Source organism: Rhabdaerophilum sp. SD176, from assembly GCF_030143245.1.
In the GTDB taxonomy this organism is placed as follows: domain Bacteria; phylum Pseudomonadota; class Alphaproteobacteria; order Rhizobiales; family Beijerinckiaceae; genus Rhabdaerophilum.
Window position 1 is genome coordinate 588,345 of sequence record NZ_JARJNS010000003.1, and the last position, 16,424, is coordinate 604,768.

The window sequence follows — 16,424 nt, forward strand, 5'->3', positions numbered from 1 at the left end:
GATGATCGGGTTGGCAACACAGCAAGGCGGACAACCGCTGGAGGTTGCAGCCCGAACCATCCATGAGGATTGGCAAGCCGAATGGTGCCCGGATCTCACGGCGCAGGCCAACCGGGCAGCCTTGGCAAGCAATCCTCGTCTCGAGCGCCGCATCGGTGAAGATCTCGCGGGGCGGCAGGGGTTGCCGCCGCTCAATACCAGCTCCAGCCCGGACCTTCCTTGCCAGATTGCCTATCATGTTGCCATTGAGGCGCCGGCCCGGTTCCGGCGCGTGCTGGGACTGGCGATTCTGGCGCCGGTTCTCGCCGTGGAAATCGAACCTGAAGCGGTTCAGCGCCTGCGCGAACAGTTTGACGAGGCGGATCTGTGCCTCGCTTTCTCTGTCCGAGCACAAACTGACCGCGCGGCAGGGGTTGCCTCCGATTTCGGTCAGATCGCTGCCATTGCCGATGCTGAAGGGGCTGCCTTGATCGAGGAATGGCTGGCAACCCTGCCGCCTGCCTTTTCGGGCCGGATCCGGCTCACGATGCCAAAGACCGACAAAATGACGGAAGTCAGCCGGCTGATGGATCCCTTGCGCCTGAAGTTGCTGCGCGATGTCGCCAAACGGTTGCTGGCCGAGTTGCCGACAGGAGGATCGGATGCTCGACGAGCATGAACCTACGGGCTATGTGCTCAAGCGCCTGCCGGCACGAACGCAGCCGGGCGCCAACAAGTCCGCCGAAGCCGTGCCGCCATCGCCGGCGGATCTCGCCAAGCGCGAAGCCGAAGCGATCATCGAACAGGCTAGACGTCAGGCGGATATCATCATTTCCCGTGCGGAAGGTGCCGCGACAAAGCTTGTCACAGATATCGAGGCTAAGGCCCGGCAGCGCAGCGAGGACATTCTCTCGCAGCAGCTGCTCGCCTATCATCAGCAGTTTCATCTCGAACTCGACCGTGCCTATGCTGAAATGGTCCGGCTGGTCCGCGATGCCGTGGAAATGGTGATTGGCAGCTTTCCGCCTGAACAGCAGGTGGCAGGCCTGATCCACAAGGCCGTGCTCGAAATCGGCCAGAACCAAGGACTTGTCTTGCGCGTACCGCCGGCGGAAATGGACCGGTTCCGCCAGGCGATCGAGGCCTTGATGGCACGCGGCGAGGTGATTTCCGCCCGCGTTCAGGCCGATCCTGATCTGACGCCGGGCCTCTGCCGGTTGGAAGCCAGTGGTTTGCATCTCGATATCGGCTTGGCCAGCCAATTGTCGATCCTGGAGGCACGCCTGAAAATGGACAGCGCCGAGCCGTCCGATCCGAGGACCGGGAGAGATTGATGGCGACGCCCGGCGCTTCTCCCAACCGGGGTTTGCCGCTTCCCGTGGTGAATGCCGACATCCTGCGATTTCGCCTGCGAAACGGGCATCAGACCATGCGGCAACGCCCATTCTACAACATTGTCGGGCGGCTTACCGATGTTGGGCCCGCCGGGCTGCGTTCGACATTGGGACAGGTTGCCGTGGGCGAGGTGTGCCGACTGCGCGATCGACGCCATAACCTCGAAACGTTGGCGATTGTCGTGGCACTGCGGGACGGTCAGGCGCTGCTGGCGCCGATCGGCCCGACAGAGGGGCTCTCCGCCCAAACCGAGGTCATTCCGACCTTCGGCCCGCTATCCTTCCCCTGTGGCCCCGGTTTGATCGGTTCCGTTCTTGATGGATTGGGCAACCCGCTGGACGGTCATAGCCATTCAGCCCGCACCGGCATGCTGGATCGCGCGCTGACGCCTCGCGTGCCAAACCCGGTATCACGGCCGGTGATTGATCAGATGGCAATAACCGGGATCAAGGCGATTGACGGCCTGCTCAGCATCGGGGTCGGGCAGCGGATTGCCCTCCTCGGGCCGCCCGGCGCCGGCAAATCGTCGCTGATCGGAGCGCTGGCTCGCAACATGAAAGCGGATCTCTGTGTTCTTGCCCTGATCGGCGAACGTGGCCGTGAACTTCGTGAATTCCTGGATCGCGAATTGCCGCCAGAATTCCGCGAACGCTGCATTGTGGTCGCGTCGACATCGGATCGCCCGGCCATGGAGCGGGTCATCGGCGCTCATATTGCCACAGCGATTGCGGAATATTTCCGGGAGCGCGGCCATCATGTTGCGCTGATGTTTGACAGCGTGACGCGTTTTGCCCGCGCCCTGCGTGAGGTTGGTCTGGCTTCCGGTGAACAACCTGTCCGCCGAGGGTTCACGCCATCGGTCTATTCCGAATTGCCGCGTCTGATCGAGCGGTCAGGGCGTGATCCTGCCGGGTCTATCACGGCCTTCTATACTGTCCTTCTGGAGAACGAGGGGTTGAACGATCCGATCGCGGAAGAAGTTGTTTCGCTGACCGATGGTCATCTCGTCCTCACGCCGAAGCTGGCCCAGGCCGGCCATTATCCCGCACTCGATATTCTGCGTTCTACCAGCCGGGTGATGAACGGGATTGTGTCCAAGACCCATCTTGAAACCGCCCAGAACATCCGCCGGTTGATGGCGCGTTATGAAGAAATCGAGCTGCTGGTTCAGGTCGGAGAATTCCAGGCGGGCCGCGATCCCGAGGCGGATTTTGCGCTGGCCCGCCACAAGCAGATCCAGGCCTTCCTGCGCCAGGGGCGGTTCGACCAGATCGACTTGCAGGCGACGCTGCAGGAAATGACCGGGCTCGTGACCCCCGACATGACCATGGCGGGAACGACCCATGGCGGATGAGCGTGCGCTTCTGACCCTGCGGCAATTGCAGGCCCGGCAAGCCAGTGAAGCGCTCGCCCGCGAAGAGAACCGCTGCCGTGTTATCGAGGCACGGCTCGCTACCGCCATGGCTGGCTATGACGCCCTGGCGGCGGATATCCAAACCCAGCGGGCGGATCGGATCGACTCGATGATCCAGAAGCCGACCCATACCCTGACCATGGTCAGGCTGCGCCTTCAACATAGTGCGGATGATGAGGCGCTGACGGATGCTGCCCGCGCAATCATCGCAATGCGGGATGAGCTGACGACCGCGCGCCAGGCATGCGAGATTGCGCGCCGCGCCGCCCAGTCTGCGGCAAAGGCGGAAAAGAAGGTTACCGAACTGGTCAATCGCATCGCATGGCAGGCGGCCCTTCGCCATGATGCGCTGACGGAAGAGGAACATTGATGGCCGTGCCTGTAGAAATCCAGCGCTTGCCCGAATGTATGCCGGTGGTCCTGAGGCAACCGGAGCGCCGGCACAGGTTACGCTTTCGCATGCCTTTCGCGAAAACCGAATGGCATGTTCGCGAAATCGAGACACGGCCTCTCGATGAACCCCTGCATCTCATCGAAGGTGTGGTTGGCTCAACGCCGCTCCGGCTCGGCATCACCGCTGACCTGCTTCAGGCCGGGCTCATGCTGGCACCCAAACCCGTTCAGCGGAATGAACTATCGGGCCCAACCATTGCGTTGCTGCTCGAACATCTCATGAGCCAAGCTCTCGGTGCGATTGAAGAGCGGCTTGGACGGCCGATTCGCTTTGACACGCTGACAGGTCCGGAACGACCTGTCGCGCCCACCAGCCTTGCATTCGAGGTGGAAACGCCCGCCGGTTGGCAGCCGGTTCGGCTCTGGCTGGGTGACGGCGTGGAGTCCGGCCAGATCCATGCTGTGCTGGTGGAAATTTCAGGCCAACCAATGAGAGTGCCGCCGGGCTTGATGGTTATGATCGGCCCGATCTATCTCCCCCGCGATGACAGCCGACTTGCGATCGGTGATCAGCTCCTGATCACCGAGAAAGATCAGGAAAGTCTGACCGGCGTGGTCTTTCTCGATCAGCGTGATGGCTGGCCCGTTCAGTTGTTCGAAACCTTCAGCGACATTACTGGCCCGCTCCGCAGCTTTCCCGTTGGCGAGAGCGGCGCCAGACTGTCTCAGCTCCGGACGTTGTTTCTGGATTGGGGGCGCACTCAGGAATCCACGTCCATCCAGCAAGGTCTCCGCTTGCGGCATGAACCAGTCAGCCCGGACGCTATTCCACTGATCGAGGATGGACGCCAGATCGCAACTTGCCAACTCGTCAAGCTTGAGCCCGGCCTCGCTTTGGAAGTTCTCAGGGTGGATGCCGGCGCATGAACCTGGGCGAGAACACCTTCGGACTACTGATTCTGGTTGCTGGTCTGGCCTTCCTACCACTGGTGGCGGTTACAGTGACAGCCTTCGCCAAAGTGGCGATTGTGTTGTTTATTGTCCGGAATGCCATCGGCATCCAGCAATTGCCGCCTAACATCATCGTCTATGGCCTGTCCCTGATCCTCTCGGTCTACATTGCGATGCCGGTTTTGGAAGAGGCATGGCGTAGTGTGGCGATGTCCGGCCTGAAATTCACGACCTTTTCGGCCTGGGAGGAAGCTGCGCGGCAGGCATCGGCCCCGCTGCAGGCCTTCCTGCGGCGCTTCACGGATGACAGACAACTCGCGTTCTTCATGCAATCCACTGCCAAGATCTGGGGCGGTGAAAAGCTGGCACCGCCGAGCGAAAATGCGCTCTCGATCCTTGTGCCGGCCTTTCTGCTCTCCGAACTCACTCGCGCCTTCGAGATCGGCTTTCTGCTGTACCTGCCCTTCATGGCGATCGATATCATCGTCACCGCGATACTCGTGGCCCTCGGCATGATGCAGATTCAGCCCACCACAATCGCCATCCCGTTCAAATTGCTGCTGTTCGTCCTGTTGGATGGCTGGACCAAGATCGTTCAGGGCCTTGTCCTGACCTACGCATAGGACCAGCCATGTCTCAGGCAACCATCACCTCCGTCTTGTACCGGATTCTCTGGGATACGGCTTTTCTGGTTGGGCCGCCGCTGCTGGTTTCTACCGTCATTGCCTTCGTGATTGGCATCCTCCAGGCGGTCACGCAGACTCAGGAACAGACGCTCCCGCAAACGGTCAAGATGGTGGTGATCACACTGATGCTGGTGTTCCTCGGCAACACACTGATCGGGCCCTTTTATTCCTCGAGTTCGGAGATCTTCTCGAATTTCCACCGCTATCATCGGTGACCGGTCATGGCAAACCTGCTTTCTGGGCCGATTGAACAGCTCTACCTAACCGCCCAGATGATGGTGATCCTGGCTGCGCGCCCACTTGGTTTTGCACTGGTTTTCACGGCCTTCGCCTGGGCTCATCTCAATTCCGGTCTGTTGCGGATCGCTTTTGGTCTCGTTCTTGCCCTGCCGGCTATAGCACCAATTCTGGGGGATGCGCCGGCCATGGTCAAAGCCCTGCCGCTGCCGGGCTTCGCGATGATCGGCAAGGAGCTGTTCATCGGGATTCTGCTCGGCCTGATCGCCTCGCTGCCCTTCGAGGCCTTGGGCGGTGCCGGCGGCATTCTCGATTCGATGCGCGGAACGACAACCCCGATCGGTTCGCCCGCAGGCGAGGTTACGCCATTCGGGCAACTCTTCATGATCATCGGCCTATGGCTTTTTGCCTCACTTGGTGGCTTCTGGCTGGTCGTCGATGTGATCTTTGACAGCTATCGCCTCTGGCCCCCGCTCGAGGTCCTGCCGCGCCTGTCGCTTGAAGGGGCGGCGGTCGTGCCGGGTTTGCTCGCCCGGTTCATCCTGCTAAGCTTGACGCTGGCAGGTCCGCTACTGATTGTGATGCTGGCTACGGATGTTGTCCTGGGCATCGCCGCCAAACTCGGCAAGCGCGTCGATGTGACCTTTTTGGCCATGTCCATCAAGACGCTGGTCGCAATCTTGCTGCTGCCACTGGTTTCTTTCGGGTTGGTTCGGGCCTTTACCGGCGAGATTGCCTCGCTGCGGCAGATCAACGCCATCCTCGAGGCTTCGTTGAGGTAAGTCCCGATGGCCGGGGAAACTGAAGAGAAATCACTTCCAGCTAGTCATCGAAAGCTCCGCAAGGCGCGAGAAAAGGGTCAGGTCGCCAGCAGCGCCGATTTCGTGGCGGTCGTGGGTTTCTGCGCCGGGCTGGGCTATCTCATGGGCAACAGCCAGAAGGTCATGGATGTATTCGCCTCCTCGCTGCGGCTGGCCTTGGATCATGCCATGGGCGGCGGCGAGGCTGGTCTGGTTTCTGCATTGGTTGGTGTTATGACCCTGACCGGCGATGTGGTCGTGCCCCTCATGACCATCGTCGCAATTGCAAGCCTTGTGGCGCATATCGTCCACAAAAAGGGCGTCGTGGTATCCATGGACCCGATCACGCCCGATTTTTCGCGCATCAACCCAGCGACGGGCATTGAGCGGATCCTGTCAATTCGGAACGCGGTCGAGTTTTTCGTCGCCTTGCTCAGGGTGGTGCTCTGGGGCGCCGCCAGCTTCCTGATCATCTGGCTCATTCTGCCGGATGTCTTGCGGGTCACGCAATGCGGCCAAGCCTGCCTAGTGGATGTCGGCTGGAATGTGGCTTATCGGATTGCCATCGTTGCCGTGTTGATGCTGATCCTATTTGGTTTTCTCGACCTCCCGGTCCAGATTTTCCTGTTCCTGCGCGAACAGCGCATGTCCCGCTCGGAGCTCAAGCGTGAGTACAAGGAGCAGGAAGGCGCTCCGGAAATGATTGGGGCCCGGCGTGAACAGCACCGGCAAATGCTGGCTGGTTCCGGGATGCGTGGCGCGACGCTGATTGTCATGAGCTCGAACGAAGTCGTGGCCCTGCAATATGATCCGGTCGAGCAGCCCATCCCCATCATCATTGCCAAAGGGGAGGGGCGGGCGGCAGATCCCATTCTCAAAGCAGCAGAAATAGGCCAAACACCGATCGAGATCGATCCGCGCCTGGCTCGTGAATTGTTCCGCGGGGGAATTGGCAGTATTGTTCCTGAACGGGAATTCAACGCCGTCGCCATGGCTCTTGTGCGTCATGGAAAGGCGGGTTGACGGACACAAACGGATTTGATCAGGCGAAATGGCCAGTGACAACAACAAGGGAGACGGTCAGAACGAGCCCCCGCTGCCGGACCGGAGCGCCATCTCCATCTCGCCGACCATCCCTGTCGCTTCGCCAGCGCCAACAAGCGCCAAGGTCGTGCGGCTGCCGACCGCGCCAGTTGCCCCAACCGTATCGCCTCCCCCGCCGGTAATCGAAACGATCCGGGTGATTGACCTGCGGCGTCTGCGACAAGCGTTGAACCGTCAGCGATCCCAATGGCTGCGGCGCGGCCAAGACGAGAAGGACCTCCCTCCCGCGAGGCGTGACGTTTTGGCCTTGTTGGAATCCCGACACAAATTGGCACGTTATCAATGGCCCAATGTGGTTGTGGTCCGGGTTCACCAGACGACTCCGATCCAGACCAACATTTCCGTGGTAGGCGATACGATTTATCTCGGTCATCACCTCTCCGAGGATTGGACGCCGGGTATTGAAGATGATCGCTTCTATCGTGCCGTTCATTCATCAATTCTGATGTTTGAAACCATGAATGCTCCTGCCATGCCCTCGCGTTAAGGGCGGGGCGTGATTTATTTCGGCAGGTTGCGGAGCATAATTTATGCCACATCAGCATGAAATATGTTGAATAATGTGATGCAGTTATAAAATTACATGATCTGTTTTTTCAAAATTGCTTCGTTGATATTTTGTTTTGCTTTGATGTGGTGGGTTTTTTGTGTTTCCAGTCAGACTGGTTGTCCAGCGCAGTGATGGGATGAATTGACAAAACGCCGGACTGCCAAGGCCATTCCGTCGGCTTTTGGCCCTTGGTTATTGCTCGTATCCGCCTTGGCACGGAATTTGATCCTTTCGGATTGTCCATGGGGCTCCTGATCCAAAACAGGACAGGGAAACCTCAATGTTCCAAGGAGGGATCGATGACCAAGTATCGTGCAATTATTGTTCTGCCCGCAGGCGCTTCCGAAGGGCGTTTCGAATTTGATGCGCCGGAAGCCTTCATGCACAATGCTCCATCGCGAATTGTTGATACGTTCCTTTCCACTGTCACCGGGCTGGATCTGCCGGGCGATCCCGTCGAGAGCGAAATCAATTCGGCCCATAACTTCCGCGATACCCAAACCGTCACGGCTTCCGGCTCTTTCATCATGCGTACGGGCACAGCGGTTCCGTTTGTCGCCATGATTTCCCCTGCCCGCGAGTAAGGACCGTGTGATGAGTATTGATCGGCCCGGTACCGGCGAAGGAAGGGGCAGGGCATCTGACAGCCGAGGAAGCCAAAGTCAGCCCGCCCCTTGGGAAGGATGAGGAGATACAACCATGAACGAGAAAACTCGGGTTGTTTTGGCAGATCGCCATCCCTTTATCCGGGAGGGGTTGCGACTGGCTCTGGAACGGAGCGAGCGGATCAGCGTCGTCGCCGAGGCCGAGGACGGTTACGCCGCCGCCTTGGCGGCGAAATCCCAGAAGCCGGATGTGGTCATTCTGGATTCGGCTATCACCAAGCTCGATTGTGTCGAGACAATCAACCGCATCCTATTGAATGGATATCGTCCCGGCATCGTGGTGATCATCGACTCAATTGATCCGGTCGAACTGCATTATCTGATACGTGCTGGTGCCAACGGGTTGCTGGTCAAGACCGCCAGTCCCTGTGAATACGTCAATGCTGTGCTATCCGTTAGCAGCGGAGGGAGCTATTTCTCCAGCCCGATCACCGGCCATCTGTTCGTTCAGCAGGAGCGTCTTTCACGCGGGACGAATGCCTTTGCTCTAACCGATCGCGAAGTTGAGGTCCTGCGGCTGATTTGCCAGGGCTTTTCCAACAAGGACATCGCCCGCCGCTGTGATCTAAGCGTCCGTACGGTTGAAACTCATCGCTTCAACATTCGCAAGAAAACCAACGCGCCGAGAGTTCGTGATCTGGTTCAGATTGCCCAGCAACTCGGATTGATGGAACGGGCCCAGCTTACAGAAACACCGTCCACACCCCTGATGTCCGAGCGGCGGCGCGCCTTGGGCTGAGGGGGTACCAGCAGACCGTGAATCACTCCGCCTGACTTCGATGAGGGAGGAACGCAATTGCCAATAACGTTCAATATCACTCACAAAAATTTAGAGCAATTATCAAATTAAAGCCAAGATCTTATAGAAATTTTGGTTATTTTAACATCTGATTTGCGAGTATTTTGGAATATATACAAATTCATCTATTACGAAATATGTTCTAGTCTCCAGCTTCATATACTCGCTTGCGGTCTCTAAAATGCCCGCGCTCTTGCGCAAGACGGTCCAACATTTCGATCTGCTGGCGCCTAAGCTCGGCCAAAGGATCGATTGGGATTTGTTGATCGGGTGTTGACTGAGCCTGATCGCTTACAAGTGATCGAACTGCAGCCTGCACGCCAGCCGGCACGTTCACCTTTGTTTCCTGCGCCCGCTGCTGATCGATACGTTCGGCAATCTTCTCGAGTTAGCCTGTCGTTTGCCGGGTGAACCGCTCGCGCGACCCCTCAGGAAGCATGGATGTAACCTCGGCAATCCTCTGGTTCATCTGGCGGAGATCGCGCAGCATGGTATCCGCAGATCGCTCAGCATTTTCCGTCATCTTTGGCGCTCGGCTTTTGTCGTTGACTGATGGATGGATCAGGATAGCTGACTTCGGCGACAGCGTGGTCTTGAGGGCGTCGAGGGCATCCCCCGCTTCCTTTGCTACAGAAAGACGGTTGACCATGGTTCTCGCGACTTCATGGGCTGGACTGTCTTTCGCCAGGCCACGCCATTGCGCGAGACTCTCCGTCACTCCAGCACGCTCACGCTCGGTCATCGGAACGCGAACAGGGTTGGCGCGTGCCCTTTCCATCCGCACTTGCGCGTTCCCGATGAGGGTGGCGTTCCGGGTATCCCTAGCATAGGCGCGATCCTGGTCTTTCCGCTCGGGCCTCGGGTGCGCGGCGGCATCGACAATGGATTTGTCCTTCGGGCCATAGGAACGGGAGGAGGCCTGCTCTGCTGCGCGGGTCGCGACGACTTTCAGGCCATGCTCGCGGGCATGGGAGGTATAGTTGACCCGCCATTGCGCTAGGGCCCAGACCTATAAAAAGGTTGGCGTGCTCAGCGTAGTGTGATTCACGGCTTTCGAAAGGAAGCATTGATGAATCGGGACCAAGTCTGGCTAAGCGAGGCTCAGTTTGCGCTGATTTCGCCGCATCTACCATTCGCCGCATCTCCCAACGGACACGCGCGGGAAGGCGCGGGTTGATGACCGGCGAGTGATCAGCGGGATCATCCATGTGTTGAAATCTGGCGGGCGTTGGATCGATGCGCCGCCGGACTACGGACCGAAGAAAACGCTGTATAACCGCTATGTCCGATGGGCAGAGAAAGGTGTCTGGTCCGATCTTTTCCACGCTCTTGCCGGTGCTGGCGGGCCACCCGTCCAAGTCCTGATCGATAGCTCGGCTGTCAAAGCTCACCGCTCTGCTTCTGGCTAAAAAGGGGGAGAAAACTCAGGCAGTCGGCCGCTCGCGCGGCGGGCGCACGACTAAAATCCACGCCCTGACCGACGAATACTGCCGCGCGCTTGCCTTCATGCTTACCGGAGGGCAAGTTGCTAATTGCACGGCGGGATCGGCCCTGTTGCAGCGCCTCCGGCCTTACGAAATCCTGCATGCGGACAAGGGCTATGACAGCAATGCCCTGCGTCGGCAGGTCGAAGAGCGCGGCACGATGCCGAATATCCCGCCAAAGGCCAATCGCATCTGGAAAAACGGCTTCTCGCCTGGCCTCAACAGGCACCGCAATGCCATCGAACGGATGTTCTGCCGCCTGAAACCGGAACGCCACCAACTTCCTTGCCGCCATCTGCATCGCGGCAACCGTCAGTTTCTGGTTATGAGTCTGGGTCCTAGGTTACGCCCCTGTGTTCATGCCAAGAGACGAGGGGGCGGCAGGTTACGGATGCGGAGAACGTGCTCTTGGCGTTTTCAATCTCTTTCGTCAGGATCCTGGCCATGCTGCTCAATGTCACCATGCGCTATGATGAAGCCGAAGACCGGATCAAGGTTTGCCTGATGCCCTCTGAGGGGGCTGTCTCGACAATCTGGCTGACACAAAGGCTTCTCGACCGATTCTGGCACGGCCTTTTTGGCTGGTATGTCAATCCTCCGCCCGCTAGCGATGGCTCGAGAGGGCACGAGCCTGACATGGCGCGCACGGCGCCCGAACGGTTTGAAACCGATCGCCAGCAGGCAAGTCGCGCCATCAACCCGCAAGGCGATCACTTCGAGGATTTTGGTTCAGGCGAGGTCTGGCTCGCCTCTGAAATCAGTCTCACCATCCACTCCGCGGGCATGGTCGTGACCTTGCAGGCTGTGGGAGGGCAAAAATGCCGCCTGCCGTTTGACGAGCCACGTTTTCTCGCTTGGCTGAAGATCCTTCGTCACTGCCATCAATGCGCGGGATGGCGAGAACCTGAATGGCCGGTTTGGATGGAAAGTTCGAGTAGCGCCCCCCGATTGGTGTTCCCGAGCCTTCATTGACATGACGGACCAAGCGCCGGGCTCCTGACGGCCTCAATCTGGATGGAAGAACGGGCATGCAAGGGGATGGATGACTGCTTCCAAGGTTCGTTGCCAATGTATTTCGTTGGCAATATACTGAGGATGAAGGAATAGCCGGTCAATGCCGATCCGGGCATGGGCAGATCGTTAAGTTTTCATTAAGTTGTCATATCCGCCGATTAACCGGTCGAGCCTCGGTGTGTTCGGGCTTTTCGCGTGACCAGGTTCGCGTCAGCGTTTCTTGCGTGTACTCACCGGGTATTTTGACGGCTCATCGTCACAATTCTCGGGGGAAAAATGCCGGTTACCTACCATTCTCTGGCCTCTGGCAATTTCACGCAAAACTGGTCCGATGCCGGGTTGATTACCGTCAGTGACGACTGGTCTGCCGTGCCCTCGATCATCGGCTATCTCGGCGACGAGATCACGAGTTCGACCGGGGTTGACCCCCAGACCCTGACCGGCGACGGCACGGTGACTGTGGATGTCAACGCCAACCAGACCAACCCGAATTCGTTTTTCACCGGTGGCGTCACGGAATTCGCGCTCACAGACCCGACAATTGCGCTCGCCGGTTCCGGCACGGCTGATGCGCCCTCCATCGTGCTTCATCTTGATACGACAGGACGGTCGAATGTCGTGTTCAGCTTTGATGCGCGCGATATTGACGGCTCCTCAGACGATGCCGTCCAGCAGATTGCGGTGCAGTTCCGCGTGGGCGAGACTGGCGCCTGGACCAACGTTCCCGCTGGCTATATCGCGGATGCAGCCAACGGTCCAAGCCTCGCATCCCTGGTGACGCCGGTTTCCGTGACCCTGCCCGCTGCCGCCGAGAACCAGCCGAAGGTGCAGGTCCGGGTCATCACAACCAATGCTGTCGGCAATGACGAGTGGGTCGGGATCGACAACATCGTTGTTTCGAGCCAAGCGGCGAGCGGTGGCAATGTCGCGCAGGTTTCGATCGGCGATGTGGCGATTGTCGAGGGCGATGCCGGCACCAGCACCATGACCTTCACGGTGACACGCTCCGACAATGAAGGAGCCTTCACGGTTGACTATGCCACCTCGGATGGCTCGGCATCATCGGGCACGGATTATCTCGCCGGCGCCGGAACTGTCACATTCACCGTCGGGGGTGCACTGATCCAGACCGTGTCGATCACTCTCAACGGCGATACGGATGTCGAGGCCAACGAGATACTGAATGTCACGCTGAGCAACCTTAGCAACATTTCCGGATCGGCCGTTATCTCCGATGGAACAGCCATCGGCACCATTACCAACGATGATCTGGCGCCGGTCACCTTGACGAAGATCAGCGCAATTCAGGGGACAGGCACGGCCTCGCCCCTGGTTGGGCAGACGGTCACGGTCGAGGCGATTGTGGTCGGCGATTTCCAGAATGACGACACGGACACCAAGCGCAACCTCAATGGCATCTACCTCCAGGAAGAAGCGGCTGACAGCGACGGCGATGCAGCGACCTCGGAAGGCATTTTCGTTTTCTTTGGCAGCCTGACCGGCGATGTCCAGGAAGGCGACAGGGTACAGGTTACCGGCACGGTTTCCGAGTATTTCGGCCTGACCCAGCTCAACGCCACCTCGGTATCGGTGGTTGCGGCGGGCGCTGTCGCCGATGTCAGCACCATGGCCGCGACGATCAACCTGCCCGCGGCGGCGGTCACAACCAGCCAGGATGGCGACTACCAGCCGGACCTTGAGGCCTTCGAGGGCATGCTGGTCACGATCCCGCAGACCCTCACGATTACCGAGCAGTTCCAGCTCGACCGGTTCAACGAGATCAAGCTCGTGGCCGGCGAGCGTCCGGCGCAGTTCACCCATGAAAATGCGCCGGACGCCACCGGTTATGACAATCATTTGCGTTTTGTCGGAACGCGCTCCGTCACCTACGATGATGGGCTGAACACTCAGAATGCGGCGATCAGCAACCTTGACGGGTTTGGCCCCTCCTACACCACTGCCTCGGCGCCGCGCATGGGCGACACGATCACCGGCTTGACCGGTGTGCTGGATTACCAATGGGCCGGGGCCTCAGCCTCAGGCTCGACCTGGCGCATCCGGTCGATCGAGGACGGCGACAATACCTTTGTTGATGCCAATCCCCGGGAGGCAGCGCCCCAGGATGTCGGCGGCCGCCTGACCGTCGGGAGCTTCAACGTCCTCAACTACTTTACGACGCTGGCGACGAGTGGCGCCACCACGGCGATTGGCCTCGAGCCGCGCGGCGCCAACAACCAAGCCGAATTCGACCGCCAGACCGCAAAGCTCGTCAACACGCTGGTTGCCTTGGATGCGGATATTCTTGGCCTCGTCGAACTGGAAAATGACTTCCAGGACAACGCCCCGGGCAATGCGCTCGATTATCTGGTGGATAGCCTCAATGCCGTCCTTGGTGCCGGCACCTATGACTGGATCGATCCTGGCCAGCGTTTCATCGGCGGCGATGCGATTGCGGTGGGCTATATCTACAAGCCGGCCAAGGTAACCGTGGCCTTCAACACCACCATTGAATCCCTCGGCGACGCGGATCTCGCCGCCCTTGGCCAATCATCTCTTCTGGAGCAAAGCTCGGTCGACGCCATTTTCGACGGAGCGAATACCTCGCGCAATGCCCTTGCCGTGACGTGGTCCGAGACTGTCAGCGGCGAACATTTCACGACTGTCGTCAATCACTTCAAATCCAAGGGCGGAGCAGGCACCGGCGCCGATGCCGATGCCCTTGACGGGGCCGGCAACTGGAACAACCAGCGCGAATTGGCGGCCAAAGCGCTTGATGCCTGGATCGACAGCGATCCAACCGGCACGACCGACGATGATTATATCCTGCTCGGTGATTTCAATGCCTATTTCCAGGAAGACCCGATCGAGTTCCTGATCTCGCAAGGCTACGAAAACCTGCAGGAAACCCGGCTGACGGACCCGTATTCCTATGTGTTCGACGGTCAGATCGGCGCGCTCGACTACATCTTCGCCAGCGAAAGCGCCGCGCTTCAGGTCACGGGCATCACGGAATGGCACATCAACGCCGATGAGGCGGATGCCCTTGACTACAATACCGATTTCGGCCGCGACACCGCGATCTTCGATGCGAATGTTGCCGTCCGCGTTTCGGATCATGACCCGCTATTGATCGGTCTCAACCTCGGAGATACTCCTGTGCAGTTCAATACCTATGCCGGCCCGGTTTTCACTGGAACGACAACGCCGACGGGCGCGCTCGAAATCACCGAGGTCAGCTCGATCACCTTGACGTCGGGCGCGGAAATCTCTGCCTTCGACCCGACAACGGATCGCCTGTTCGTGACGTCGGATGCCGGGCTTCAGGTTGTGAACTTCGCCAATCCGAGCACGCCGGTTCAGCTGGCCAATATCGACTTCGTGGCGCTTGGTCTTGGCTCGAACAATGTATCCAGCGTCGCCTTCAGGGGCGGTGTTCTCGTGGCGACGATCATCGCCACCGACAAGACCCAACCCGGCACGCTTGCCTTCATTGACCCGGCGACCGGCACGCTGCTGAACTCCGTTACGGTCGGCGCCAATCCCGACCAGGTGACCTTCACCCCGGATGGCGAGAAGATCCTGGTCGCGAATGAAGGCGAGATTGCTTCGGACGGCACGGACCCTGTCGGCTCTGTCTCGATCATCGATATCTCGGCCGGTATCGCAAGTGCCACGGTCCAGACGGCGAGCTTCACGGCGTTCGACGGCCAGGAGAACGCGCTCCGCGCCGCGGGCGTGCGTCTCTTTGACGGCAAGACCGTGTCGCAGGATGTCGAGCCGGAATATATCGCGATCTCGCCCGATGGCTCAAAGGCTATGGTCACGCTGCAGGAAGCCAATGCTGTAGCCATTCTCGACATCGCAACCGCAACCTTCACCAGCATCGAACCGCTCGGCGTCAAGGATTTCTCCTCTCTTCTTGCGGATTTCTCGGATCGCGATGGTGCTGGGAACAGCAACGCAATCAAGCTCGAGACCGGAAACCCTGTTTTCGGGATGTTCATGCCGGATTCCATTGCCTCATTCGAGGCAGGCGGGCAGACGTACTACGTTATTGCCAATGAAGGCGATGATCGCGACGACTTCATCACCCCCGACGAAACGGTACGCGTCTCGTCGAGCAGCTACGATCTTGACAATCCGGCCTTCCCGAATGAGGCGACACTCAAGGGTAACTCCGAACTTGGCCGCCTGAACGTCTCGAATGCGACGGGTCTTCGCGGTGACACGGATGGCGATGGCGATATCGACCAGATCCTGACCTATGGCGGTCGTTCTTTCTCGATCGTGAACAGCGCCGGCGAGATCGTCTTCGATAGCGGTGACATCATCGACCAGATTGTTGCAACCGGCCAGTCCGGCCTCGTCTTCGATGATGGTCGCTCGGACAACAAGGGTGCGGAACCCGAAGGCATCTCGATTGCCAAGATTGGCGGCAAGACCTACGCCTTCGTGGGTCTGGAGCGCGCGCATGGCACGCTGGCTTTCGACGTGACCGACCCCTCTGCCGTCACCTATGCGGCGGCAGCGGTCAATGTCGGCGACCTCAACCCCGAAGGGTTGCTCAACATCTCCGCTGCGGACAGCCCGACCGGAAAAGCCCTGCTTGTCGTTTCAAACGAAGCTTCCAATACGCTCACCACGTTTGAGCTGGAACAGGCACCGGACTTCACCCTCCAGCTTCTGCATTTTGCGGATGGCGAGGCGGGCCTTCTGGCCGGCGATACAGCGCCGAACCTCGCCGCGCTCGTTGATGCGTTCGATGACGATTACGCCAACACGCTGATCCTTGCGGGGGGCGACAACTTCCTGCCGGGTCCGTTCCTCGCCGCGGGCACCGATGCCAGCGTCGCCGCGACGCATAACAAGGGCAACAATGCGGGTGCAGCCGATATCGAGATCCATAACCGGATCGGGGTTGAAGCCTCGACGATCGGCAACCACGAGTTCGAT

Annotated in this window: 15 protein-coding genes and 1 pseudogene; 15 read left to right on the forward strand and 1 reads right to left on the reverse strand. The window is 59.2% G+C overall.

The features are described from left to right. Nucleotide 1: 1 nt before the first annotated feature. The 12 genes from P0652_RS09520 to P0652_RS09575 all read left to right on the forward strand — a co-directional run bounded on the left by P0652_RS09520 (nucleotide 2) and on the right by P0652_RS09575 (nucleotide 8,913). Complete coding sequence (locus P0652_RS09520; RefSeq protein WP_284178540.1) at nucleotides 2-658, forward strand: hypothetical protein; 657 nt, start codon at nucleotides 2-4, stop codon at nucleotides 656-658. Next, the gene (locus P0652_RS09525; RefSeq protein ID WP_284178541.1) at nucleotides 642-1,313 is read left to right on the forward strand and encodes a FliH/SctL family protein; all 672 of its coding nucleotides are present in this window, start codon (nucleotides 642-644) and stop codon (nucleotides 1,311-1,313) included. The genes P0652_RS09520 and P0652_RS09525 overlap by 17 nt, the downstream gene beginning before the upstream one ends. Then, complete coding sequence (locus P0652_RS09530; protein ID WP_284178542.1) at nucleotides 1,313-2,728, forward strand: FliI/YscN family ATPase; 1,416 nt, start codon at nucleotides 1,313-1,315, stop codon at nucleotides 2,726-2,728. Before P0652_RS09525 ends, P0652_RS09530 begins: the two co-directional genes overlap by 1 nt. Then, nucleotides 2,718-3,158: a hypothetical protein gene (locus P0652_RS09535; RefSeq protein ID WP_284178543.1), complete on the forward strand. Its 441-nt coding sequence runs from the start codon at nucleotides 2,718-2,720 to the stop codon at nucleotides 3,156-3,158. The genes P0652_RS09530 and P0652_RS09535 overlap by 11 nt, the downstream gene beginning before the upstream one ends. Continuing rightward, complete coding sequence (locus P0652_RS09540; protein WP_284178544.1) at nucleotides 3,158-4,108, forward strand: hypothetical protein; 951 nt, start codon at nucleotides 3,158-3,160, stop codon at nucleotides 4,106-4,108. The genes P0652_RS09535 and P0652_RS09540 overlap by 1 nt, the downstream gene beginning before the upstream one ends. Further along, nucleotides 4,105-4,755, forward strand: coding sequence for a type III secretion system export apparatus subunit SctR (gene sctR / locus P0652_RS09545; protein WP_284178545.1), 651 nt, complete (start codon nucleotides 4,105-4,107; stop codon nucleotides 4,753-4,755). Before P0652_RS09540 ends, sctR begins: the two co-directional genes overlap by 4 nt. A gap of 8 nt (nucleotides 4,756-4,763) precedes the next feature. Beyond that, nucleotides 4,764-5,033: an EscS/YscS/HrcS family type III secretion system export apparatus protein gene (locus tag P0652_RS09550; protein WP_284178546.1), complete on the forward strand. Its 270-nt coding sequence runs from the start codon at nucleotides 4,764-4,766 to the stop codon at nucleotides 5,031-5,033. Between the two features lie 6 nt (nucleotides 5,034-5,039). Continuing rightward, on the forward strand, nucleotides 5,040-5,837 hold the full coding sequence (locus P0652_RS09555) for an EscT/YscT/HrcT family type III secretion system export apparatus protein (protein ID WP_284178547.1): 798 nt from the start codon (nucleotides 5,040-5,042) through the stop codon (nucleotides 5,835-5,837). 6 nt (nucleotides 5,838-5,843) lie between these two features. After that, a complete protein-coding gene (locus P0652_RS09560) occupies nucleotides 5,844-6,878 on the forward strand; it encodes an EscU/YscU/HrcU family type III secretion system export apparatus switch protein (RefSeq protein WP_284178548.1) in 1,035 nt (344 codons plus the stop codon). Nucleotides 6,879-6,906: 28 nt separating this feature from the next. Then, a complete protein-coding gene (locus tag P0652_RS09565; RefSeq protein ID WP_284178549.1) occupies nucleotides 6,907-7,446 on the forward strand; it encodes a hypothetical protein in 540 nt (179 codons plus the stop codon). Nucleotides 7,447-7,808: 362 nt separating this feature from the next. After that, nucleotides 7,809-8,093, forward strand: coding sequence for a hypothetical protein (locus P0652_RS09570; RefSeq protein WP_284178550.1), 285 nt, complete (start codon nucleotides 7,809-7,811; stop codon nucleotides 8,091-8,093). 115 nt (nucleotides 8,094-8,208) lie between these two features. Then, on the forward strand, nucleotides 8,209-8,913 hold the full coding sequence (locus P0652_RS09575; protein WP_284178551.1) for a response regulator transcription factor: 705 nt from the start codon (nucleotides 8,209-8,211) through the stop codon (nucleotides 8,911-8,913). Between the two features lie 448 nt (nucleotides 8,914-9,361). On the opposite strand, the gene P0652_RS09580 is transcribed toward P0652_RS09575, so the two are convergent. Continuing rightward, nucleotides 9,362-9,715, reverse strand: a complete 354-nt coding sequence (locus tag P0652_RS09580; protein ID WP_284178552.1) for a hypothetical protein — start codon at nucleotides 9,713-9,715, stop codon at nucleotides 9,362-9,364. Between the two features lie 327 nt (nucleotides 9,716-10,042). Between P0652_RS09580 and P0652_RS09585 the strand changes: the two are divergent. From P0652_RS09585 to P0652_RS09595, 3 genes and pseudogenes are all read left to right on the forward strand, one after another. Further along, nucleotides 10,043-10,786: pseudogene (locus P0652_RS09585) on the forward strand (IS5 family transposase). A 115-nt stretch (nucleotides 10,787-10,901) separates the two neighbouring features. Beyond that, nucleotides 10,902-11,429 carry a hypothetical protein gene (locus tag P0652_RS09590; RefSeq protein ID WP_284178553.1) on the forward strand — a complete coding sequence of 176 codons (528 nt, stop codon included), beginning with the start codon at nucleotides 10,902-10,904 and terminating at the stop codon, nucleotides 11,427-11,429. 318 nt (nucleotides 11,430-11,747) lie between these two features. After that, on the forward strand, nucleotides 11,748-16,424 hold a 4,677-nt coding region (locus P0652_RS09595; RefSeq protein WP_284178554.1), incomplete at its 3' end, for an ExeM/NucH family extracellular endonuclease.